This is a genomic window from Streptomyces harbinensis (assembly GCF_900116145.1).
Lineage (GTDB): Bacteria > Actinomycetota > Actinomycetes > Streptomycetales > Streptomycetaceae > Streptomyces > Streptomyces carpaticus.
Genome location: NZ_FPAB01000004.1, coordinates 502,369 through 518,768 on the forward strand (window position 1 = coordinate 502,369; position 16,400 = coordinate 518,768).

The window sequence follows — 16,400 nt, forward strand, 5'->3', positions numbered from 1 at the left end:
CGTTCGGTGATCCCTCCGCTGCGCGGTGTGAGGAAAGAGCAGGCACGCTACCGGACTTGGGCCCGTGTGCAGGCATTTTTCCGACCTGTGGGGACCCCGCCCGATGCGTACGCGCGTACGACGGGTGAATGTGCCCGGATGCCCCCGCACCCGGTGGTCCGCCGCTGCACACTGCTGAGTGCGCTCACCCGGCGGACGGCAACCGCCGGCCGGGGGACTCCGGGCGCCGCGTGCCCGGGCGGACCCGGGCGGCGTCCGGGGAGGGGAGGCACGCGTGACGGTCGACGAACGGGCGGGCGGCACCGCGCTCCCCGCCCCCGCACCCCCTCCCGTACACCGCCCGGCCACCGCCGTCCCCCGGCACGTCGCCTGCGTGATGGACGGCAACGGCCGCTGGGCCGCGCAGCGTTCGCTGCCCCGCGTCTCCGGCCACCGGGCGGCGGAGGCCACCGTCATCGACGTCATCACGGCGGCCCGGTCGGCGGGCGTCGAATGGCTGAGCCTGTACGCCTTCTCCACCGAGAACTGGCGCCGCCCCGCCGGCGAGGTCGACTCCCTCATGCGCCTGGTGCGCCGCGCGGTGCGCAAGCACGCCCCGCTGCTGCACGCGCGCGGCATCCGCTGCCGGTTCCTCGGCGCGAGCGACCCGCGCATCCCTGCCCCGCTCGCCCGGGACATCGCCGACCTGATGACCCTCACCCGTACCAACCGCGGGATGACGCTCACCGTGGCGTTCGACCACGGTGGGCGCGGCGACATCGTGGAGGCCGCCCGGTCCCTCATCCGCAGCGGCGTCCCCGCCGAGGCCGTCGACGAGCGGCACTTCGCCGCCCACCTGCCCTACCCCGACACCCCCGACGTGGACCTCGTCATCCGCACCTCCGGCGAACAGCGCATCTCCAACTTCATGCTCTGGCAGGTCGCGTACGCCGAGTGGATGTTCCCGCCGGTGCTGTGGCCCGACTTCCGCGCGCCGCAGTTCGCGGAGTGCCTGCACGCCTACCGGCACCGCGACCGCCGCTTCGGCGGCGTCGCCCCGCACCCGAACGGAGAGACCCCGCCATGACGGACCCCGCCGACCCACCCGGATCGCTGTTCGGCCCCGACTCCCAGTTCCACCGGTTCTTCAACGATCCGCGCTGGGCGCTCGCCGTCGTCCGCGCCACCGTGCTGGAGGCCGCCCACCCGCAGGTCGGCGCGGCCCTCGCCGACAACTCGACGTTCGTCATGCACCCGTGGCGGCGGCTGCGCAACACGCTGGTGAGCCTCCAGCGCATGTTCGGGCCCGACGAGGCGGTACGGCAGAAGGAAGCCGCGCGCCTCAACCGGCTGCACGCCCGGCTCAGCGGCACCGACGCCCGCGAGCGGCCGTACGACGCGATGGACCCCGCGGTACGGGCCTGGGTGGTCGCCACCCTCTTCGAAAGCTCCGTCACCATGTGCCGGCTGAGCGGACAGCCGCTGGACCGGGCCACCACCGAACGGCTCTACGCCGAGTTCCGCGCCTTCCTGGCCGCCCTCGGCGTCGATCCGGACCATCTCCCGGCCACGCTGCCGGAGTTCTGGAGGTACTACGACCGGGTGGTCGAGGAGGAACTGGAGGACACCGAGGCGCTGCGGATCATCCTCTTCCGGCTCTTCGACCACCTCCCCGCCCCGCCGCTGCTCACCGCCGTACCGACCGTGTGGGCGGCGGGCCGGGCGCTCGCCGGGCCAGCCCTGGGCGCGATCACCGTCGCGTCGCTCCCGGAACCGCTGCGCCGCCGGGCGGGCCTGCCGGAGTTCCCGGGCGCGCAGACGCTCATGCAGAGCGCGTACCTCGCCACCGGCCTGGCCCGCTTCCTGCCCGACGGCTGGCTGCGGACGGAGACGCTCATCGACCTCGTCTACCTCTCCCCGGACGCCGACGGCCCGCACGCGGCGACGCTCGGCGCGCTGCGCGACCGGATGCGGCAGGCCGGCGCGCTGCTGCGGCTGGCCGTCCCGTTCGCCGACCGGGACGGCACGGCGGACGCCGCCGGCCCGCGCTCCGCCGAGGCGTTCTTCACCGAGGTGCTGGACCAGACCGGCGACGGCTTCGTGGAGTGGCCCGACCTGGCCGCGATGGCCCGCGAACTGGCCACCCGCCTGGACCTGGAGGAACCGGCGGAGACCAGGCTCTACAGCGCGTTCGCCGACTGGTGGCGCGAACTCCAGGCCGAACTCGACACGGACGGCGACGGCCGCGTCAGCCGGGACGAGTACGCCCGGGCCGTTCCGTCCCTGTCCGGGCCGGCGCTGATCCGGGTCGCGGAGGTGCTGTTCGACGTCACCGACACGGACGGGAACGGTGTCATCGACGAGGCCGAGTACCGCGCCCTGTTCCGTACCGGGTTCCACCGCACGCCGGAGGGCACGGCGCACGAGGGGTACACGCGGGGCGCGTTCGTCCGCGACTTCCTCGCCTTCATGACGGGCCGCCGCCGCTCCACCCCGTACGACCCGCTGTTGGCGGACGCGTAGCCGGCTTCCCCGTCAGTGCCCGGGGTGCGCGATGTCGACGACGAGCCGCTCCTCCTCGACGTGCACGCGGTAGGACAGCGGCTCGTCGGTGGGGTTGACGACCCCGATGCCGACGCCGAGTTCGCCCTCGAAGATCCCGAGGTCCCGCACCTCGGGCAGCACGGCGGTGCCCTCCGTGACGGGAAAGGAACTCTCCTCCGTGACCCCCACGAGCACGATCTTCAGATGCTGGTCGCCCGGCATCTCGACCTCGGTCCCGAGCCCGCCGTGCGCCAGCGGGTCCGAGGGGTCCGCTATGTAGTCGGGCACCCCACCGCGGAACCGCAGCACCACCCGGTCGTACCCGTCGTCCTCCTCCACCATGACCTCCTCCAGCACGGCCGGGCTCACATGCGTCCCGTGGCCGTCACCGCGGGTCGTATCGGTGCTCCAGGGCTCCTCCTCCACCGCCGGCGCGGACCCCGCCGGCCCCTCCGGCTCCGGCGTCTCGCTCCCGCACCCGGCGGCCAGCAGCACCACGGCCCCCGCCACCGCCAGCCCACGCCCGACCCGTCCACCGAACGAATGCACCCGACGCATGTCCCAACCTCCCACTCCCGCCGCCCACTCCGGACGCTCAGGACCACTCACGCTCCCACGGAAGGCTCACGTACCCGAAACCCGCCCGCACAGACGCCCGCGCCGGCCGGCCCCGGATCAGCGGCGGACGGCGCGCGCCTCCTGGAGTTCGGTGAGCCGGTGGACGACGGCGATGGACAGCGCCGCGCTCGGGATGCACAGCAGGTTGAGGAAGATGGCCCAGCGGTTCGTGGCCAGCATCCGGTCGAAGTAGATGCCGTCCGGTTCGATGGCTCCCTCCAGCACACCGGGCAGGAAGAAGAGGACGGTGAGGGCGAGATGGAAGACGATGGTGCTCGCCCACCACCAGCCGAGCAGGACCCGCCCCTCCCAGCGGCGGTTCGTCTGCCAGCCCCGTTCCCCCGGCCGGCCCCGGTCGCGGTCACGGAGCGAGGCGTACCAGGTGTCGTAGGCGATCTTGCCCGGGATGATCCAGCCCGCGACCGGGATGAACCAGCCGCCCACCGCCATGCCCTGCGTGTACCGGTGCTCGCCCGGGGCGAACACCTCGGCGTTGCCGCGTACCCGCCAGAACCAGGTCAGCAGGACGGCGTAGATCCCGGCGAAGAACAGGAGATCCACCGTGACCAGGGTGGCCGCGTCCGCGATGAGCCGGTCCACATCGACCCACAGGGCCCAGTCGTCCCGCTTCCAGCCGTCGATCTCGCCGCCGAAACCGCTGTGCAGGGCGACGGCCAGGCATTTGAAGCCGATGTAGAGGCCGAACAGCCAGGACAGCGCGGTGGCCAGGCCCCGCGGGGAGCGCAGCATGGCCTGCCGGCCGCCCCAGGGTGAGGCGGTCGGGGCGGCGGGTATCGGCTCCTGCCGCACGTAGTGGGTGTGCGGCGGACGGGCGGGTGGCGTCGGCCCGGGGCGGCCGGCCGGGGGCTGCGGCGGCGGCGCGGGGGCCGCCGGGGGGCCGCTGGGCGCGGTGACGGTCGGGACGTACGGCAGCCCTTGCGCGGGCGGCGGGGCGGGCGGCGCCGGACGGGGCGGGGTCTCGGCCGCCGCATCGCCGCCGCCCCGGGGGCGCCATTCCCCCTGGGCGAGCGCGCGGCCGGAGATCCGGGCCACCTCGGCGAGCGCGCGGGCCGGCAGCCAGGGCTCGGCGTCGCCCGGCCCGGCGGCGTACGCGCTGAGCCGTCGGGCCAGCTCGGACATGTCCGGCCGGTCGGCGGCCTCCTTGGCCAGGCAGGCCCCGACGATGTCGCGCAGTTCGGCCGGCACCTGCCCGTAGGACGGCTCCTGCTGCACCACGGCGAACATGAGCGCGTGCTGGTTGGCGCCCTCGTCCACCTCGAAGGGCAGCGCGCCGGTGGTCGCGTACACCAGCACGCTGCCCAGGGAGAACACATCGCTGGCGGGTGTGAGGGAGCGGCCGAGCACCTGTTCCGGCGACATGTAGCCGGGCGAGCCCACCGACGTACCGGTACGGGTCAGCCCGCCGCTGGTCGACGCGTCGACGAGCCGGGCGACCCCGAAGTCGATCAGCCGCGGCCCCTCGACGGTGAGCAGGATGTTCGACGGTTTGACGTCGCGGTGGATCAGTCCGGCGCCGTGGACGGCCGCCAGCGCGCGGGCGAGCCCCAGCGCGAGCGCCCCGGCGCTCCGTACGGGCAGCGGCCCCTGGGCGGCGACCAACTGCTGGAGGGACGCACCGGCCACGAACTCGGTGGCCACCCAGGGCCGTTGCCCGCCGTCCCCGGGCTCGGAGTCCACGACCCGGGCGATGCCCTCGGCGCGGACCATGGAGCTGGTCTCGATCTCCCGCGCGAACCGGGCCCGGAACCCGGGCTCGTCGGCGTACCCGTGCCGGATGGACTTCAGCGCGATCCGCTCGCCGCCGCTCCCCTCGGCGAGGTACACGGTCCCCATCCCGCCCTCACCCAGCCGCGCCAGCAGCCGGTACGGCCCTATCCGCGGCGGATCCCCCTCATCCAGCGGCCACATACGTACGTCCTCCCCGGCCGGCCCCCTGCCCGCCCATGATCGCGACCAGAGTGCCCCACCCCCACACCCCCGCGCCAGTGTTCTGCGACGGACCGAAGCGCGCCTGCTGCGGCCGTACCGGCCGGCCTACTTGCCCTGCTCCGGGCCGTACCACTGAAGGGCCTGGCCGGTCACGGAAGCGATGCACTCGAAGTCGTGATCGCGATGGAGCAGGGTGAGCCCCTGCAACTCGGCCGTTGCGGCGACGACGAGGTCGACCGCTCCCGCGCTCCGGTGTCTGCCTTGCTTGGTCAGAGCCTCCTGGACCTGCCAGGCGCGATCGTAGGCACGGTCGTCCACGGCGACCCAGCCGAAGATCAGCCGCATGTCCTCGATGCCGCGCGCCCGGTCGGCGGCCGACCGGGCGCTGTAGAAGAATTCGAGCTCGGTGATGGGGCAGGTCGCGATGAGTCCCGCTGCGGCGGCCTGGTCCCAGCCGTACTGCTCGGCATCCGCGCGCATGAACCGCGCGAGCGCGCTGGTGTCGATCAGGAACTGGGCCGCGTTCACCGGCGGTAGTTCTCCTTGTTCTCGAACAGGTCCAGATCGAAGGCGCCGTCGTCGGCCGCGGCCCGCAGCCGAGCGAGAGCGAGGGCCCGGCGCCGGCTCTCCAGCACCTCGCGGAGAGCGGTGTTGACGGTCTCCTTCTTGGTGCTCGTCCCGAGGGCTTTGGCCACGTCCGCGACCAGGTCGTCGTCCAGGTCGATGACCGTCCGGCTCATCCGCGCCTCCCTGATATCACGAGTCGAATCCAATATATCTCGGCAGGTGCATTCTTGCCCTCCTGGCCGCTCTCCCGGAGTGGCCGCCGAGGCTGCCGCCCGCGACGCCTCCGGCGACCCACGATCTCGGATCAGCGCGCCAGGGGCCGAACCCACCGGGACTGGGACCATCCGGGTGAGGCGTCCCGGTCAATACGGTTACTCCTCCCTGAGACGGATTGCCAGCACGGTCCCGTCGGCGCGGATGGACACCGCGCTCCAATGTTTCGCGGTGCTCCGGCCCGGCCACTGGTCTCGGAGCTCGTGTACTGCGCGTCGGTACTCGTTGACGCGCCCGTGGTGAAGATGCATGTACAGGCTCTTCCTGAGGCCGGAGAAAGCCTCCACGCGGGTGCCGTTGAGGCGGTAGATGTGGTCCGTGCCGACGAAGTCGATCCCGTGGATCTGGTGCGCCGCATCTCTCAGCTTGTCCGTGTCGGCGTGGACGTTGTGCTGGAAGTGACGTTGTCCTTGCTCTTTGGTGAGGTACTGCGCGGTGGGTTTCCCACCTCCGGTGAAGGCTGTCAGCGTGGCCGCTTCCGTCCGTGCAAGCACGGCGCTGAACCAGGGGAACGACTCAGGCAGTACCTGGAATCCGGGGATGGTTGTCCGTCCTCGTTCCGTGTGCTGCACGACCTCAGCCATGCGGTTCCCCTGGTCCAGGGTGAGGTCCAGGTCGGCCTCTGACGTCTCTCCGGACGGGCGGAGGACGGTCGTACCCGGCGCCTCCAGCATGTGCAGGGCGAGGCTTTCCTTCTTGGGGATCTCTGTTCCGATGAGCAAGTACGGGACGGTGCCGTAGGGCCCGATGTGCACGGACTCCACGTGAGCACTGGCCGTGCTGAGCTGCTTGTGCACCTGCTGGACGCTGCTGTGGGTCCCCTTCGAGGATACGAGGAGGACCTTGGACGGCTGCCCCGGTTGCCAGGCTTCGACGAAGAAGTGGGGCCGTCGCTGTAGCGGCTCGGGGCGCGCGCCCGTTCCGGAGGCGCTGCGGAGTGTCCAGCCGGCCTTCAGTGCGACATCCGCGGGAACCACGGAGACCGAGTGGTCGGGGTACCGGGACCTGACCAGCTTCTCGGCCAGGAGGGAGGCGAAGCCGGTGCCGATCTCCCCGGACTGCGTGGCTTTGTAGAAGCGCAGGAGATCGCGCCCTTCAGAGGACAGCCGCAGGTAGTCGCCCTCGTTGCTTTCCAGAGCCTGGATATAGCGCAGGCTCCCCCAGTGCTCGGCCAGCCCTCGTCCCGCACCTTGGCGGGCGGAAGCAGCTCCGAGGCCGATGGCGTGAATGATTTGCCAAGGGGTGAGGCTCAGTGAGCGCGGCGCGTTTCGGACGGTTCTGTAGTCGGTCCGTCGGCGAAGCGGTCCCTGCCCGTTGTCCGTCCGCTTCTCGTCCTCATCTTGCGCAGCCTCGGAGACACGGGCAGCCAGTTCGACGGACGAGCGGATCTGAACGTGTGAGGTGTTGCTCAGCTCCTGGAGAACATCGCTGACGGCTTTGGATTCGTCCTTGTGCACCGGCTGCCCTTCCATCGGTGTCGTGGGCGTGAGCCGAAGGACGTTAGGGCCCGGCAGGGGAGCGCAAGCAAGTGCGCACGAGGGGGCGCAGACCGCTATTCGGCCATTCCTTGACAGCTGCTGGTGCGGTACGACGGCGGGACCGCCGCCATGTGATGCCGTTCCACAACAGATGGTTGAGGACGGCCAGGACCCCTCCCACCCAGGTCTGCGGCTGGCCGGAGGGAACTGCAACCACGCACGTCGAAGGGCCCCACCGCGAACGGTGGGGCCCTTCTGTACAGCCCGGTGAAGGCTGGGCGGAGGATACGAGATTCGAACTCGTGAGGGTGTGAACCCAACACGCTTTCCAAGCGTGCGCCCTAGGCCACTAGGCGAATCCTCCGCCGGAAACAATACAAGACGCGGAGGGGTGGTCGCGACCAGCCGGGGGTGGGGGTGGGAGGGGGCCGGGATCGGGTAGGCTGGCGTCAGCCCCTCACGTGGCGCTATCTCGCTGAACTCCCCCAGGGCCGGAAGGCAGCAAGGGTAGGCGGGCTCTGGTGGGTGCGTGGGGGGCCCTTGTCAGTGGTGGCCGATATCGTCGGGGTTGTGTCGTCTCTCGCGCTGTACCGCCGCTATCGTCCCGAGACCTTCGCCGAGGTCATCGGGCAGGAGCATGTCACCGACCCGCTGCAGCAGGCGCTGCGGAACAACCGGGTCAACCACGCGTATCTCTTCAGCGGCCCGCGCGGCTGCGGCAAGACGACCAGTGCGCGCATCCTCGCCCGCTGTCTCAACTGCGAGCAGGGCCCCACGCCCACCCCGTGCGGTGAGTGCCAGTCGTGCCGCGATCTGGCGCGGAACGGCCCCGGGTCGATCGATGTGATCGAGATCGACGCCGCCTCGCACGGTGGTGTCGACGACGCGCGTGAGCTGCGGGAGAAGGCGTTCTTCGGGCCCGCCTCCAGCCGGTACAAGATCTACATCGTCGACGAGGCGCACATGGTCACCCCGGCGGGCTTCAACGCCCTGCTGAAGGTGGTCGAGGAGCCGCCCGAGCATCTGAAGTTCATCTTCGCGACCACCGAGCCCGAGAAGGTCATCGGCACCATCCGGTCGCGCACCCATCACTATCCGTTCCGGCTCGTGCCACCCGGCACCCTGCGTGAGTACCTGGCGCAGGTCTGCGAGCAGGAGGCCATCCCCGTCGAGAGCACCGTGCTGCCGCTGGTGGTCCGGGCCGGGGCCGGGTCCGTGCGGGACTCCATGTCCGTCATGGACCAGCTGCTCGCCGGCGCGGGAGAGGCCGGTGTGACGTACGACATGGCCACCGCGCTGCTCGGGTACACCGACGGCGCGCTGCTCGACGCGGTGGTGGACGCGTTCTCCCGGGGCCGGGAGGGCGGGGCCGCGGCGTTCGACGTGGTGGACCGCGTCATCGAGGGCGGGCACGATCCGCGCCGGTTCGTCGCGGATCTGCTGGAGCGGCTGCGGGACCTGCTGATCCTGGCGGCCGTGCCGGACGCCGCCGACAAGGGGCTGGTGGACGCGCCCGCCGATGTGCTGGAACGGCTCCAGGCCCAGGCGAACGCGATGGGTGCGGCCGAGCTGAGCCGCGCCGCCGATCTTGTCAATGCCGGGTTGACGGAGATGCGGGGCGCCACCTCGCCCCGATTGCAGCTGGAGCTGATCTGCGCCCGGGTGCTGCTCCCGGCTGCCTACGGGAACGACGAGCAGGCTCTTCAGGCGCGCCTTGAGCGGTTGGAGCGGCTGGGGCCCGTGGCCTCTGCCGCGGTCCCGGGCGCGGTGGCACCCGGGGCGGCGGTGCCGCCGCCGGTGCGCCCCGCGCCTGCGGCACCGCAGCAGGCCGCTCCGCCGCCGCCTCCCGCTCCGCAGGCCCCGCAGGCGTCCCAGGCCCCACAGCCGGCGGCTCCTGCCGCGGGTGGGCCCCGGCCCGGTGCCTGGCCGACCGGTACCGGTACGGGCGCGGGAGGCGGCTCCGGTACCGGTGCGGGCACGGGGACCGAGGGCGGTCCCCGGCCCGGTGCCTGGCCCACCGCTCAGCCCGCGCAGGCCCCCGCCCCCGCCGCGCCCGCTCCGGCGGCGCCCGCGCCGTCCGGCCCGGCCTCTCCGGCCACCGAAGGCGCCGCTGCCGGTGGTGCGGATCTCGGGCGGGTGCAGAGCATGTGGGGCGACATCCTCGACGCAGTGAAGGGCCGCCGCCGGTTCAGCTGGATTCTGCTGAGCCAGAACGCCCACGTGGCCGGTTTCGACGGCACCACCCTCCAGCTCGGGTTCGCCACCGTCGGCGCCCGCGACAGTTTCCTCGGCAGCGGCAGCGAGGAGGTGCTGCGGCAGACCCTCAGCGAGGTCTTCCACGTGCAGTGGAAGATCGACACCGTGATCGACGGCGGCATCGGCGGCACCCCCGCCCCCGCCGTCACCCGGCCGCTGCCGCAGCCGCCCGCGCCCCAGGCCCCGCCGCCCCGGCCCCAGCCGTCGCAGCAGCCGCAGCAGCAGGCCCCGGGCCCCGCCGCGCCGCCGCCCGCCGCCCCCGCGCCGTCGCAGGCCCCGTCGTCCCGGCCCCAGTCGCCGTCGCCCGAGCCGCCCCCGCCGCCGCCCGTCGAGCCCTCGCCCGAGGACGATCCGCCGGCGCCCGACGACTACGACCCGGGCAGCTCCTCCCTCTCCGGCCGCGAACTGATCATGCGCGAGCTGGGCGCGACGGTCATCGAGGAGTTCCACCACGAATGAGCCACCCGCGGCCCGACCCCGTAGGCTCGGAGGCGACAGCGAAGCAAGAGAATGTTGCCGACGGACCAGGAGTGAGCGCCCGTGTTTCCCGGTGGTGGCGGAGCCGACATGCAGCAGCTGCTGCAGCAGGCCCAGAAGATGCAGCAGCAACTCGCCGAGGCCCAGGAGGAGCTGGCCGGCACGCCGGTGGAGGGCAGCGCGGGCGGCGGCCTGGTCAAGGCCACCGTCACCGGCGCCGGTGAGCTGAAGAGCCTGGAGATCGACCCCAAGGCCGTGGACCCGGAGGACACCGAGACCCTCGCGGATCTCGTGATCGCCGCCATCCGCGACGCCAACAATTCCGCGCAGGCGCTGGCCCAGGCCAAGCTCGGCCCGCTCGCCCAGAGCCTCGGCACCGGCACCCCCGGTGGCGGCAGCGGCATCCCCGGACTGCCGTTCTAACCCCCCGGTTACTCCGGTTTCTCTAGCCCTGCGGCTGACCGGCAACTAGCCTCATCCGCAGGGAACCCGCCCCTCCCGTGGGCCCAGTGGAAGGCGTAGGCATCTCGTGTACGAAGGCGTGGTCCAGGACCTGATCGACGAGCTGGGCAGACTGCCCGGTGTCGGGCCCAAGAGCGCCCAGCGGATCGCCTTCCACATCCTCCAGGCCGAGCCCACCGACGTACGCCGGCTCGCCCACGCGCTCACCGAGGTGAAGGAGAAGGTCCGCTTCTGCGCGCTGTGCGGCAACGTCGCGCAGCAGGAGCACTGCCGGGTCTGCCAGGACCCGCGCCGCGACCCGGCCGTCATCTGTGTCGTGGAGGAGCCCAAGGACGTGGTGGCCATCGAGCGCACCCGCGAGTTCCGGGGCCGGTACCACGTGCTGGGCGGCGCCATCAGCCCCATCGAGGGCGTCGGCCCCGACGATCTGCGGATCAGGGAACTGCTCGCCCGCCTCGCCGACGGCACGGTCACGGAGCTGATCCTGGCCACCGACCCGAACCTGGAGGGCGAGGCCACCGCCACCTATCTGGCGCGGATGGTCAGCACGCTGGGACTCAAAGTCACCCGGCTGGCCAGCGGGCTGCCGGTGGGGGGAGACTTGGAGTACGCCGATGAGGTCACGTTGGGGCGGGCCTTCGAGGGAAGGCGGCTGCTCGATGTGTAACGCCAGGGGTATCGCTGGGGAGGCGATCGCATGACGTCCACGGTTCACGTCCATGACCAGGCCACCACTCCCGGTAACGGCAGCGGCAGCGGCAGCGGTGCCGGGCAGGTCGCCGGCCCCGCGGAACCCATAGGCCCGGACGCGTTCGCCGTCCAGATCGCCGATCAGATCGAGAGCTTCACGGTGGCCGTGGTGGAGGTCGCCAAGGGCGGCGACCCGGACGCCGCCGTGCCCCATCTGCTGCTCCAGGTGTCCCAGCTGCTGCTCGCGGGCGGCCGGCTGGGCGCGCACGAGGACATCGTTCCCGAGGAGCGCTACGAGCCCGACACCGGCCCCGAGCCGGACATGGACGAACTGCGCGAGCGGCTGGCCCACATGCTGGCCCCGGTGGACGTCTACTCCGAGGTCTTCGACCCGTACGTCCCGCGCAGCACCCCGGTTCCGAGCCGGATCTCCGACGACATCGCCGACATCGTGACCGATCTGCGGCACGGCATGGCGCACTACCGCGCCGGCCGGGTCAGCGAGGCACTGTGGTGGTGGCAGTTCTCCTACCTCTCCAACTGGGGCCCGACGGCCGGGGCCACGCTGCGCGCGCTCCAGTCGCTGGTCGCGCACGTCCGGCTGGACACCCCGCTCGCCGAGCTGGACGGTCTGGACACCGACAGCGAGGCCGCCGAGGCCGAGGAGGGCGTGCTGGAGCGGCAGGCCGGCCGCGTCATGGCCGCCGAGATCGCCGCCCCGCTGGGGCTGCGGCCCCAGCCGCGGGACTGATGGCCGCGCCCCAGGAGCCGCCCACGGAACCGGCTCCGGACCCGGCCCCGGACCTGGGCGAGCCCCCCGGTACGCCGCTGATCGCCGACGCCTGCCTGCGGCTCGGGCTGCCGCTGCGGCTCGCCCCCGCCGGCCTGCGCCCGGTACGGTCCGGCGCCCGCGTGGCCGCCCCCGTGCTGCCGGTCCGGCACTACGGCAGCGTCGATGTGTTCCTGGAGGCGTTCGAACGCGCCACCGCCGCCGGTACGGCCCCGGGCGCGGTCCTCGTCGTCGACAACGGCGGCCGGACGGACGAGGCGTGCATCGGCGATCTCGTCGTCCTGGAGGCGGAGGCGGCCGGACTCGCGGGTCTGGTGGTGTGGGGCCTGCACCGCGACACGGCGGACATCGCCGCCATCGGACTGCCGGTGTTCAGCTACGGCGCCCTCCCGGCCGGCCCGGTGCGGCTCGACGACCAGGAGCCGCAGGCCCTCACGAGCGCCCGGTTCGGCCCCGGACTCGTGGTGGACGGTACGGACGTGGTGTTCGGCGACGACGACGGCGCGCTGTTCGTCCCGGCGGCCCGCGCGGCCGAGGTGGTGCGGACGGCGCACGCCATCCTGCGGACCGAACGGGACCAGGCCCGCCGCATCCGCACCGGCGACACCCTGCGCCGCCAGACCGGCTTCGCCGGCTACCTCACCCGCCGCGCCGCCGACCCGGCCTACACCTTCCGCCATCACCTGCGCCGCATCGGCGGCGCCATCGAGGAGTAGGAGGAGAGCGGGGGAGGACGGGCCGGCCGCCGGCACAGCACGACGGTCACGGAACCGTCCGTCCGCTCATCCGTGCCGACGTCGGCGCCGTGGCCCGCGCCCCGGCGCGCGCAGCGCGTCCAGGTCCTCCGTCGTGAGCGCGGTGCGCACCGGAACGCCCGTCGCCCCGGCCGCCGCGAGCCGTTCGCGGATCTCGCGCGGATGCCGGGGCCGCCAGCCGGGCCCGTCGCAGCAGCGCGAGTGGAAGGTGACGCCCGCGTTCAGCAGCGCGCCGAGCGCCTTCCACCCGGCGGTGTCCCGCCGCGCGGGTACGGCCAGATCCTGCCCGGCGTCGATGAGCTCACCCCGGCAGCGCGGACAGCGGTGCGCCCCCGGTGTCTCACCGGGTACGGGCCGCTTCTTGTAGCCGGCGCGGCACGGCAGGCAGATGTAGTGCCGGCGGGTGGTCGTCGGGCGGAAGCACATGCCGTCAGTGTGGCGCACCGGCACCCGGCGGCACGAGCCAATTCCCCGCCCCCGCCCGCGTGGACGCGATCCCGGCGGCTGCCGCCGGGCGTCCGCACCACTGGGCACACTCCGCCCACCCCCGCACGTCCGCGCGCCCCCGGCCGCCAAAGGACCTGCACCGCCCCACCCCGGCATGGCACGGTGACCGCATGACCCAGCCACCGCCCTCCCCCCGGAACACGCCCCCGCACGACGGCCGCGTGATCATCCTGACCGGCCCGCCCGGAGCCGGGAAGAGCACCGTGGCGCGCTTGCTGGCGGATCGCCTGACGCCCAGCGTCCACCTGCACACCGACGATTTCTGGAGCGCCATCAAGCGGGGCGCGATCGCGCCTTATCTGCCCGAGGCGCACCAGCAGAACGAAGTGGTCCTGCGGGTGCTGGTCTCGGCGGCGTTCGGCTACGCGGACGGCGGTTACCAGGTGATCTGCGACGGTGTCGTCGGCCCCTGGTTCATCGATCTCTTCCGCGCGGCGGCCCGCGAACGCGCCCTGCCGCTGAGCTACGTCATCCTGCGGCCGGACGAACGCACCACCGTGGCCCGGGCGACGGCCCGTTCCGGCGACGCCCTCACCGACCCCGGGCCGGTCCGCGCGCTGCACGGCCAGTTCAGCGATCTGGGCGGGTACGAGGCGCACGTACTCGACTCCACCGGACTGACGGCCGACGCGACCGCCGACCGCGTACTGCGCGGCCTCGCGCGCGGCGCCCACCTCCTCGACCCGGGCGGTACCCCCACCAGCGCGGACGCCCCGGCCCACCGTTCCTGACGCCGCACTCCGCCGTGCGGCCCATGGCCCGTGACCTGCGGCGCAGTGGTGCGGGCGCGGCTGCCGGCCGTTGAGGAACAATCGTTCTTGACTGATCGTTCCCAAACCCCGTAGGGTCATGTCATGGGAAGGCCAAGGGCGTTCGACGAGGACATGGCGGTACGCGCCGCCGTGGATCTGTTCAGCAGTCGTGCCTACGACGGGGTGTCCGTCGACGATCTGGTCACACACCTCGGCGTGCACCGCAACAGCCTGTACAAGACGTTCGGCAGCAAACGGGGCCTCTACATGGCCGCCCTGCGCCGCCACCTCGCCGACGACGTCCGCCCGTTGGTGAACGTACTCACCACGGCACCGGACGCGGCGACCGTGCTGCGGCTCATCACGTCGGCCGACCTCGGCCTGCTGCTGCTCGCGGTGGCCGAACGGGCGCCGGCCGACGAGGAGGTCGCCGCCGAGGTGCGGGCCGCGCTGGGCGCGGTCGACGAGGCGATCGCCGGCGCGCTCGGTCTTCCCGCCGCCCAGGCCACCGCCCTCACCGCCGCCGCGCTGGGCATGCTCCTGCGCAAAAGCCCCGAGAGTGTCGGCACCGCGCTGTCCCAACGCCTCGATCTTCTCGTCTGACAAGGAAACGACATGGCACTGGTCCGCATCGACGGTGACGACCTCGTCGTCGTGATCGAGGGTCTGCACAAGGTCTGGGCGCTGAAGAGCAGCCTGACCATCCCGCTGGCCAACGTGCGCGGCGCGACCGCCGACCCCGGCATCTCCGCCGAACCCAAGGGGATACGGGCGCCCGGCACCCGCGTCCCCGGCCTGATCACGGCGGGAACGTTTCACCTCGACGGCGAGAAGGTGTTCTGGGACGTCCGGGACCCGGCGAAGACGGTCGTGGTCGAACTCGCCGACGAGCACTACGCCCGGCTGGTTCTCCAGGTCGAGGACCCGCGCGCCACCGTGGCCCTGGTCGAAAACGCCCTCCTCTAACCGAAAGAGGCAGCCTGTGTTCCTGAACATCGTCGCGGTCGTGATGGCGTTCGCCGTCGTGACCGCCACCCCGGCCGAGGCGGCCCCCCGCCTGGTGCCCGCCTCCGACCGCGAGGTCGTCTTCACCGTTGACGGGACGACGACGTACGGCACCCTGCACGTTCCCGAGCACCGCCCCGGCCAGCGACTGCGGGCCGCCCTGCTGCTGCCCGGCAGCGGCCCCACCGACCGCGACGGCAACCAGCCCCCCGCGCTCTCCCCGAACACCCTGGCCCTGGTGGCCGACGCGCTCGGCGACAAGCAGGTCGCCACGCTGCGCTTCGACAAGTACGGCACCGGCCGCACCGGGCTCGGCGCCTACGAGGGCCGTCCGGAAGAACTCGACTACCCGGCGTTCGTCCGCCAGGCCACGGCCGCCTACGAGACGTTGCGGGACCAGCCCGAGACCGACCGCCGCGCGCTGATGGTCGTCGGGCACAGCGAGGGGGCGATGACCGCACTGCAACTCGGCGGCACCGTCAGCCCGCGCCCCGTCGGCCTGGCGCTGCTGCAACCGCAGGCGATACGCCTGCTGGACCTGGTCACCCTCCAGCTGAAGGAGCAGATCGCCGAAGCGACCCGGCAGGGCCACCTCACCCCCGAGGAACAGCGCACCATCGACGCGGCGATCGACGCCGCTGTCGCCGCCCTGCGTGACGACCGGCCGGTGGACACCACGGAGCTGCCGGCCCCGATCGCCCAGCTCTTCGAGGCCTTCCAGGGGACGAACCACCGGTTCGTGACCAGCTCGGACGCCATTTACCCGCCGGACACCGCCGCCGCACTCCGGCCCGGGACCAGGGTGCTCCTGACGTGCGGTACGAACGACCCCCAGGTCCCCTGCGACACGACCGACGCCCTGACCACCGCCCTGCGCCGCGCGCACGTCGGCATGCCGGGCCGGGTGACGCTGCACGGAGTGGACCATCTCCTGCACGACGAGAACCACCCGGACACCCTCGCCCCGGCGGTGCTCAGCGCCTTGCACCGCTTCGCGAAACGCTGAGGCGGCCGGAAGACGAAACCCGGACCGGTTCGGACGCTCCGGCGACACCGGCGCAGCGAGGCAGCGGGGCGACGAGTTCGGCGCAGGGCCCGCCGAGGAAGTGGTGGACGTTGATGCCGCCGTACAGCGCGCCATCGGCGGCCCGGACGGCGGCGCCCATCGTGTGGACGCCGTCCTCCCCGTCGGTCTGGGTGTCCACGATCCGGCGCGCGTACGCGATGAGTTCGTGGTCGTCGTCCGTCAGGTCCCGGGCCGGTACGCGCATGCGGGCATGCTACGGCCCGTGGCGGG

The 16,400-nt window shown here is 72.7% G+C and carries 18 protein-coding genes, 1 tRNA gene and 1 other RNA gene; 12 read left to right on the plus strand and 8 right to left on the minus strand.

Annotated features, from left to right (window positions below):
* Positions 1 to 376: 376 nt before the first annotated feature.
* Both uppS and BM385_RS13685 read left to right on the plus strand, forming a co-directional pair.
* Positions 377 to 1,066 carry a polyprenyl diphosphate synthase gene (uppS, locus tag BM385_RS13680; protein WP_037756013.1) on the plus strand — a complete coding sequence of 230 codons (690 nt, stop codon included), beginning with the start codon at positions 377 to 379 and terminating at the stop codon, positions 1,064 to 1,066.
* Positions 1,063 to 2,502 (plus strand): oxygenase MpaB family protein, encoded by a 1,440-nt coding sequence (locus BM385_RS13685; protein ID WP_093843198.1) that lies wholly within the window; start codon positions 1,063 to 1,065, stop codon positions 2,500 to 2,502. Before uppS ends, BM385_RS13685 begins: the two co-directional genes overlap by 4 nt.
* 12 nt (positions 2,503 to 2,514) lie before the next feature.
* Here the strand turns inward: BM385_RS13685 and BM385_RS13690 are convergent, their stop codons facing one another.
* The 6 genes from BM385_RS13690 to BM385_RS13715 all read right to left on the minus strand — a co-directional run bounded on the left by BM385_RS13690 (position 2,515) and on the right by BM385_RS13715 (position 7,773).
* Positions 2,515 to 3,081 (minus strand): AMIN-like domain-containing (lipo)protein, encoded by a 567-nt coding sequence (locus BM385_RS13690; RefSeq protein ID WP_139275172.1) that lies wholly within the window; start codon positions 3,079 to 3,081, stop codon positions 2,515 to 2,517.
* A gap of 117 nt (positions 3,082 to 3,198) precedes the next feature.
* Positions 3,199 to 5,070: a protein kinase domain-containing protein gene (locus BM385_RS28215; RefSeq protein WP_093843200.1), complete on the minus strand. Its 1,872-nt coding sequence runs from the start codon at positions 5,068 to 5,070 to the stop codon at positions 3,199 to 3,201.
* Positions 5,071 to 5,196: 126 nt separating this feature from the next.
* Positions 5,197 to 5,619, minus strand: coding sequence for a PIN domain nuclease (locus BM385_RS13700; protein ID WP_093843201.1), 423 nt, complete (start codon positions 5,617 to 5,619; stop codon positions 5,197 to 5,199).
* Positions 5,616 to 5,831 (minus strand): type II toxin-antitoxin system VapB family antitoxin, encoded by a 216-nt coding sequence (locus BM385_RS13705; protein ID WP_093843202.1) that lies wholly within the window; start codon positions 5,829 to 5,831, stop codon positions 5,616 to 5,618. Before BM385_RS13705 ends, BM385_RS13700 begins: the two co-directional genes overlap by 4 nt.
* Before the next feature lie 198 nt (positions 5,832 to 6,029).
* Entirely contained in the window at positions 6,030 to 7,388 is a 1,359-nt protein-coding gene (locus tag BM385_RS13710) for a hypothetical protein (protein WP_093843203.1), read from the minus strand.
* A gap of 300 nt (positions 7,389 to 7,688) precedes the next feature.
* Positions 7,689 to 7,773 (minus strand) — tRNA-Ser (locus BM385_RS13715).
* Positions 7,774 to 7,858: 85 nt separating this feature from the next.
* Here BM385_RS13715 and ffs point away from each other — a divergent pair.
* The 6 genes from ffs (at position 7,859) to BM385_RS13745 (ending at position 12,800) form a co-directional block, all read left to right on the plus strand.
* An RNA gene (ffs, locus tag BM385_RS13720) (signal recognition particle sRNA small type) lies at positions 7,859 to 7,953 on the plus strand.
* Positions 7,954 to 7,979: 26 nt separating this feature from the next.
* Positions 7,980 to 10,124: a DNA polymerase III subunit gamma and tau gene (locus tag BM385_RS13725; protein ID WP_093843339.1), complete on the plus strand. Its 2,145-nt coding sequence runs from the start codon at positions 7,980 to 7,982 to the stop codon at positions 10,122 to 10,124.
* Positions 10,125 to 10,205: 81 nt separating this feature from the next.
* The gene (locus BM385_RS13730) at positions 10,206 to 10,565 is read left to right on the plus strand and encodes a YbaB/EbfC family nucleoid-associated protein (protein ID WP_026047470.1); all 360 of its coding nucleotides are present in this window, start codon (positions 10,206 to 10,208) and stop codon (positions 10,563 to 10,565) included.
* A gap of 106 nt (positions 10,566 to 10,671) precedes the next feature.
* Complete coding sequence (gene recR / locus BM385_RS13735) at positions 10,672 to 11,271, plus strand: recombination mediator RecR (RefSeq protein ID WP_019434059.1); 600 nt, start codon at positions 10,672 to 10,674, stop codon at positions 11,269 to 11,271.
* Positions 11,272 to 11,301: 30 nt separating this feature from the next.
* Positions 11,302 to 12,045, plus strand: coding sequence for a DUF5063 domain-containing protein (locus BM385_RS13740; protein WP_019434058.1), 744 nt, complete (start codon positions 11,302 to 11,304; stop codon positions 12,043 to 12,045).
* A complete protein-coding gene (locus BM385_RS13745) occupies positions 12,045 to 12,800 on the plus strand; it encodes an RraA family protein (RefSeq protein ID WP_019434057.1) in 756 nt (251 codons plus the stop codon). Before BM385_RS13740 ends, BM385_RS13745 begins: the two co-directional genes overlap by 1 nt.
* 66 nt (positions 12,801 to 12,866) lie before the next feature.
* Here the strand turns inward: BM385_RS13745 and BM385_RS13750 are convergent, their stop codons facing one another.
* Entirely contained in the window at positions 12,867 to 13,265 is a 399-nt protein-coding gene (locus tag BM385_RS13750; protein ID WP_037756011.1) for a hypothetical protein, read from the minus strand.
* Between the two features lie 191 nt (positions 13,266 to 13,456).
* Between BM385_RS13750 and BM385_RS13755 the strand changes: the two genes are divergently transcribed.
* From BM385_RS13755 to BM385_RS13770, 4 genes are all read left to right on the plus strand, one after another.
* Positions 13,457 to 14,077: an AAA family ATPase gene (locus BM385_RS13755; RefSeq protein ID WP_019434055.1), complete on the plus strand. Its 621-nt coding sequence runs from the start codon at positions 13,457 to 13,459 to the stop codon at positions 14,075 to 14,077.
* Positions 14,078 to 14,200: 123 nt separating this feature from the next.
* Positions 14,201 to 14,701 carry a TetR/AcrR family transcriptional regulator gene (locus tag BM385_RS13760; RefSeq protein ID WP_037755987.1) on the plus strand — a complete coding sequence of 167 codons (501 nt, stop codon included), beginning with the start codon at positions 14,201 to 14,203 and terminating at the stop codon, positions 14,699 to 14,701.
* Between the two features lie 12 nt (positions 14,702 to 14,713).
* Complete coding sequence (locus tag BM385_RS13765; RefSeq protein WP_019434053.1) at positions 14,714 to 15,064, plus strand: hypothetical protein; 351 nt, start codon at positions 14,714 to 14,716, stop codon at positions 15,062 to 15,064.
* A gap of 43 nt (positions 15,065 to 15,107) precedes the next feature.
* Positions 15,108 to 16,109: an alpha/beta hydrolase family protein gene (locus BM385_RS13770; RefSeq protein ID WP_380979496.1), complete on the plus strand. Its 1,002-nt coding sequence runs from the start codon at positions 15,108 to 15,110 to the stop codon at positions 16,107 to 16,109.
* Here the strand turns inward: BM385_RS13770 and BM385_RS13775 are convergent.
* Positions 16,078 to 16,374 carry a hypothetical protein gene (locus tag BM385_RS13775; RefSeq protein WP_093843204.1) on the minus strand — a complete coding sequence of 99 codons (297 nt, stop codon included), beginning with the start codon at positions 16,372 to 16,374 and terminating at the stop codon, positions 16,078 to 16,080. The two genes, BM385_RS13770 and BM385_RS13775, sit on opposite strands and share 32 nt — an antisense overlap.
* Between the last annotated feature and the right edge of the window lie 26 nt (positions 16,375 to 16,400).

Bases quoted from the DNA above. Each gene is read 5' to 3' on its own strand.
- BM385_RS13755 (WP_019434055.1), top strand. From the start codon at position 13,457: ATGACCCAGCCACCGCCCTCCCCCCGGAACACGCCCCCGCACGACGGC.
- BM385_RS13770 (WP_380979496.1), top strand. From the start codon at position 15,108: ATGGCGTTCGCCGTCGTGACCGCCACCCCGGCCGAGGCGGCCCCCCGC.
- BM385_RS13760 (WP_037755987.1), top strand. From the start codon at position 14,201: ATGGGAAGGCCAAGGGCGTTCGACGAGGACATGGCGGTACGCGCCGCC.
- BM385_RS13705 (WP_093843202.1), bottom strand. From the start codon at position 5,831: ATGAGCCGGACGGTCATCGACCTGGACGACGACCTGGTCGCGGACGTG.
- BM385_RS28215 (WP_093843200.1), bottom strand. From the start codon at position 5,070: ATGTGGCCGCTGGATGAGGGGGATCCGCCGCGGATAGGGCCGTACCGG.
- BM385_RS13740 (WP_019434058.1), top strand. From the start codon at position 11,302: ATGACGTCCACGGTTCACGTCCATGACCAGGCCACCACTCCCGGTAAC.
- uppS (WP_037756013.1), top strand. From the start codon at position 377: ATGGACGGCAACGGCCGCTGGGCCGCGCAGCGTTCGCTGCCCCGCGTC.
- BM385_RS13745 (WP_019434057.1), top strand. From the start codon at position 12,045: ATGGCCGCGCCCCAGGAGCCGCCCACGGAACCGGCTCCGGACCCGGCC.
- BM385_RS13685 (WP_093843198.1), top strand. From the start codon at position 1,063: ATGACGGACCCCGCCGACCCACCCGGATCGCTGTTCGGCCCCGACTCC.
- BM385_RS13765 (WP_019434053.1), top strand. From the start codon at position 14,714: ATGGCACTGGTCCGCATCGACGGTGACGACCTCGTCGTCGTGATCGAG.
- BM385_RS13690 (WP_139275172.1), bottom strand. From the start codon at position 3,081: ATGCGTCGGGTGCATTCGTTCGGTGGACGGGTCGGGCGTGGGCTGGCG.
- BM385_RS13750 (WP_037756011.1), bottom strand. From the start codon at position 13,265: ATGTGCTTCCGCCCGACGACCACCCGCCGGCACTACATCTGCCTGCCG.
- BM385_RS13775 (WP_093843204.1), bottom strand. From the start codon at position 16,374: ATGCGCGTACCGGCCCGGGACCTGACGGACGACGACCACGAACTCATC.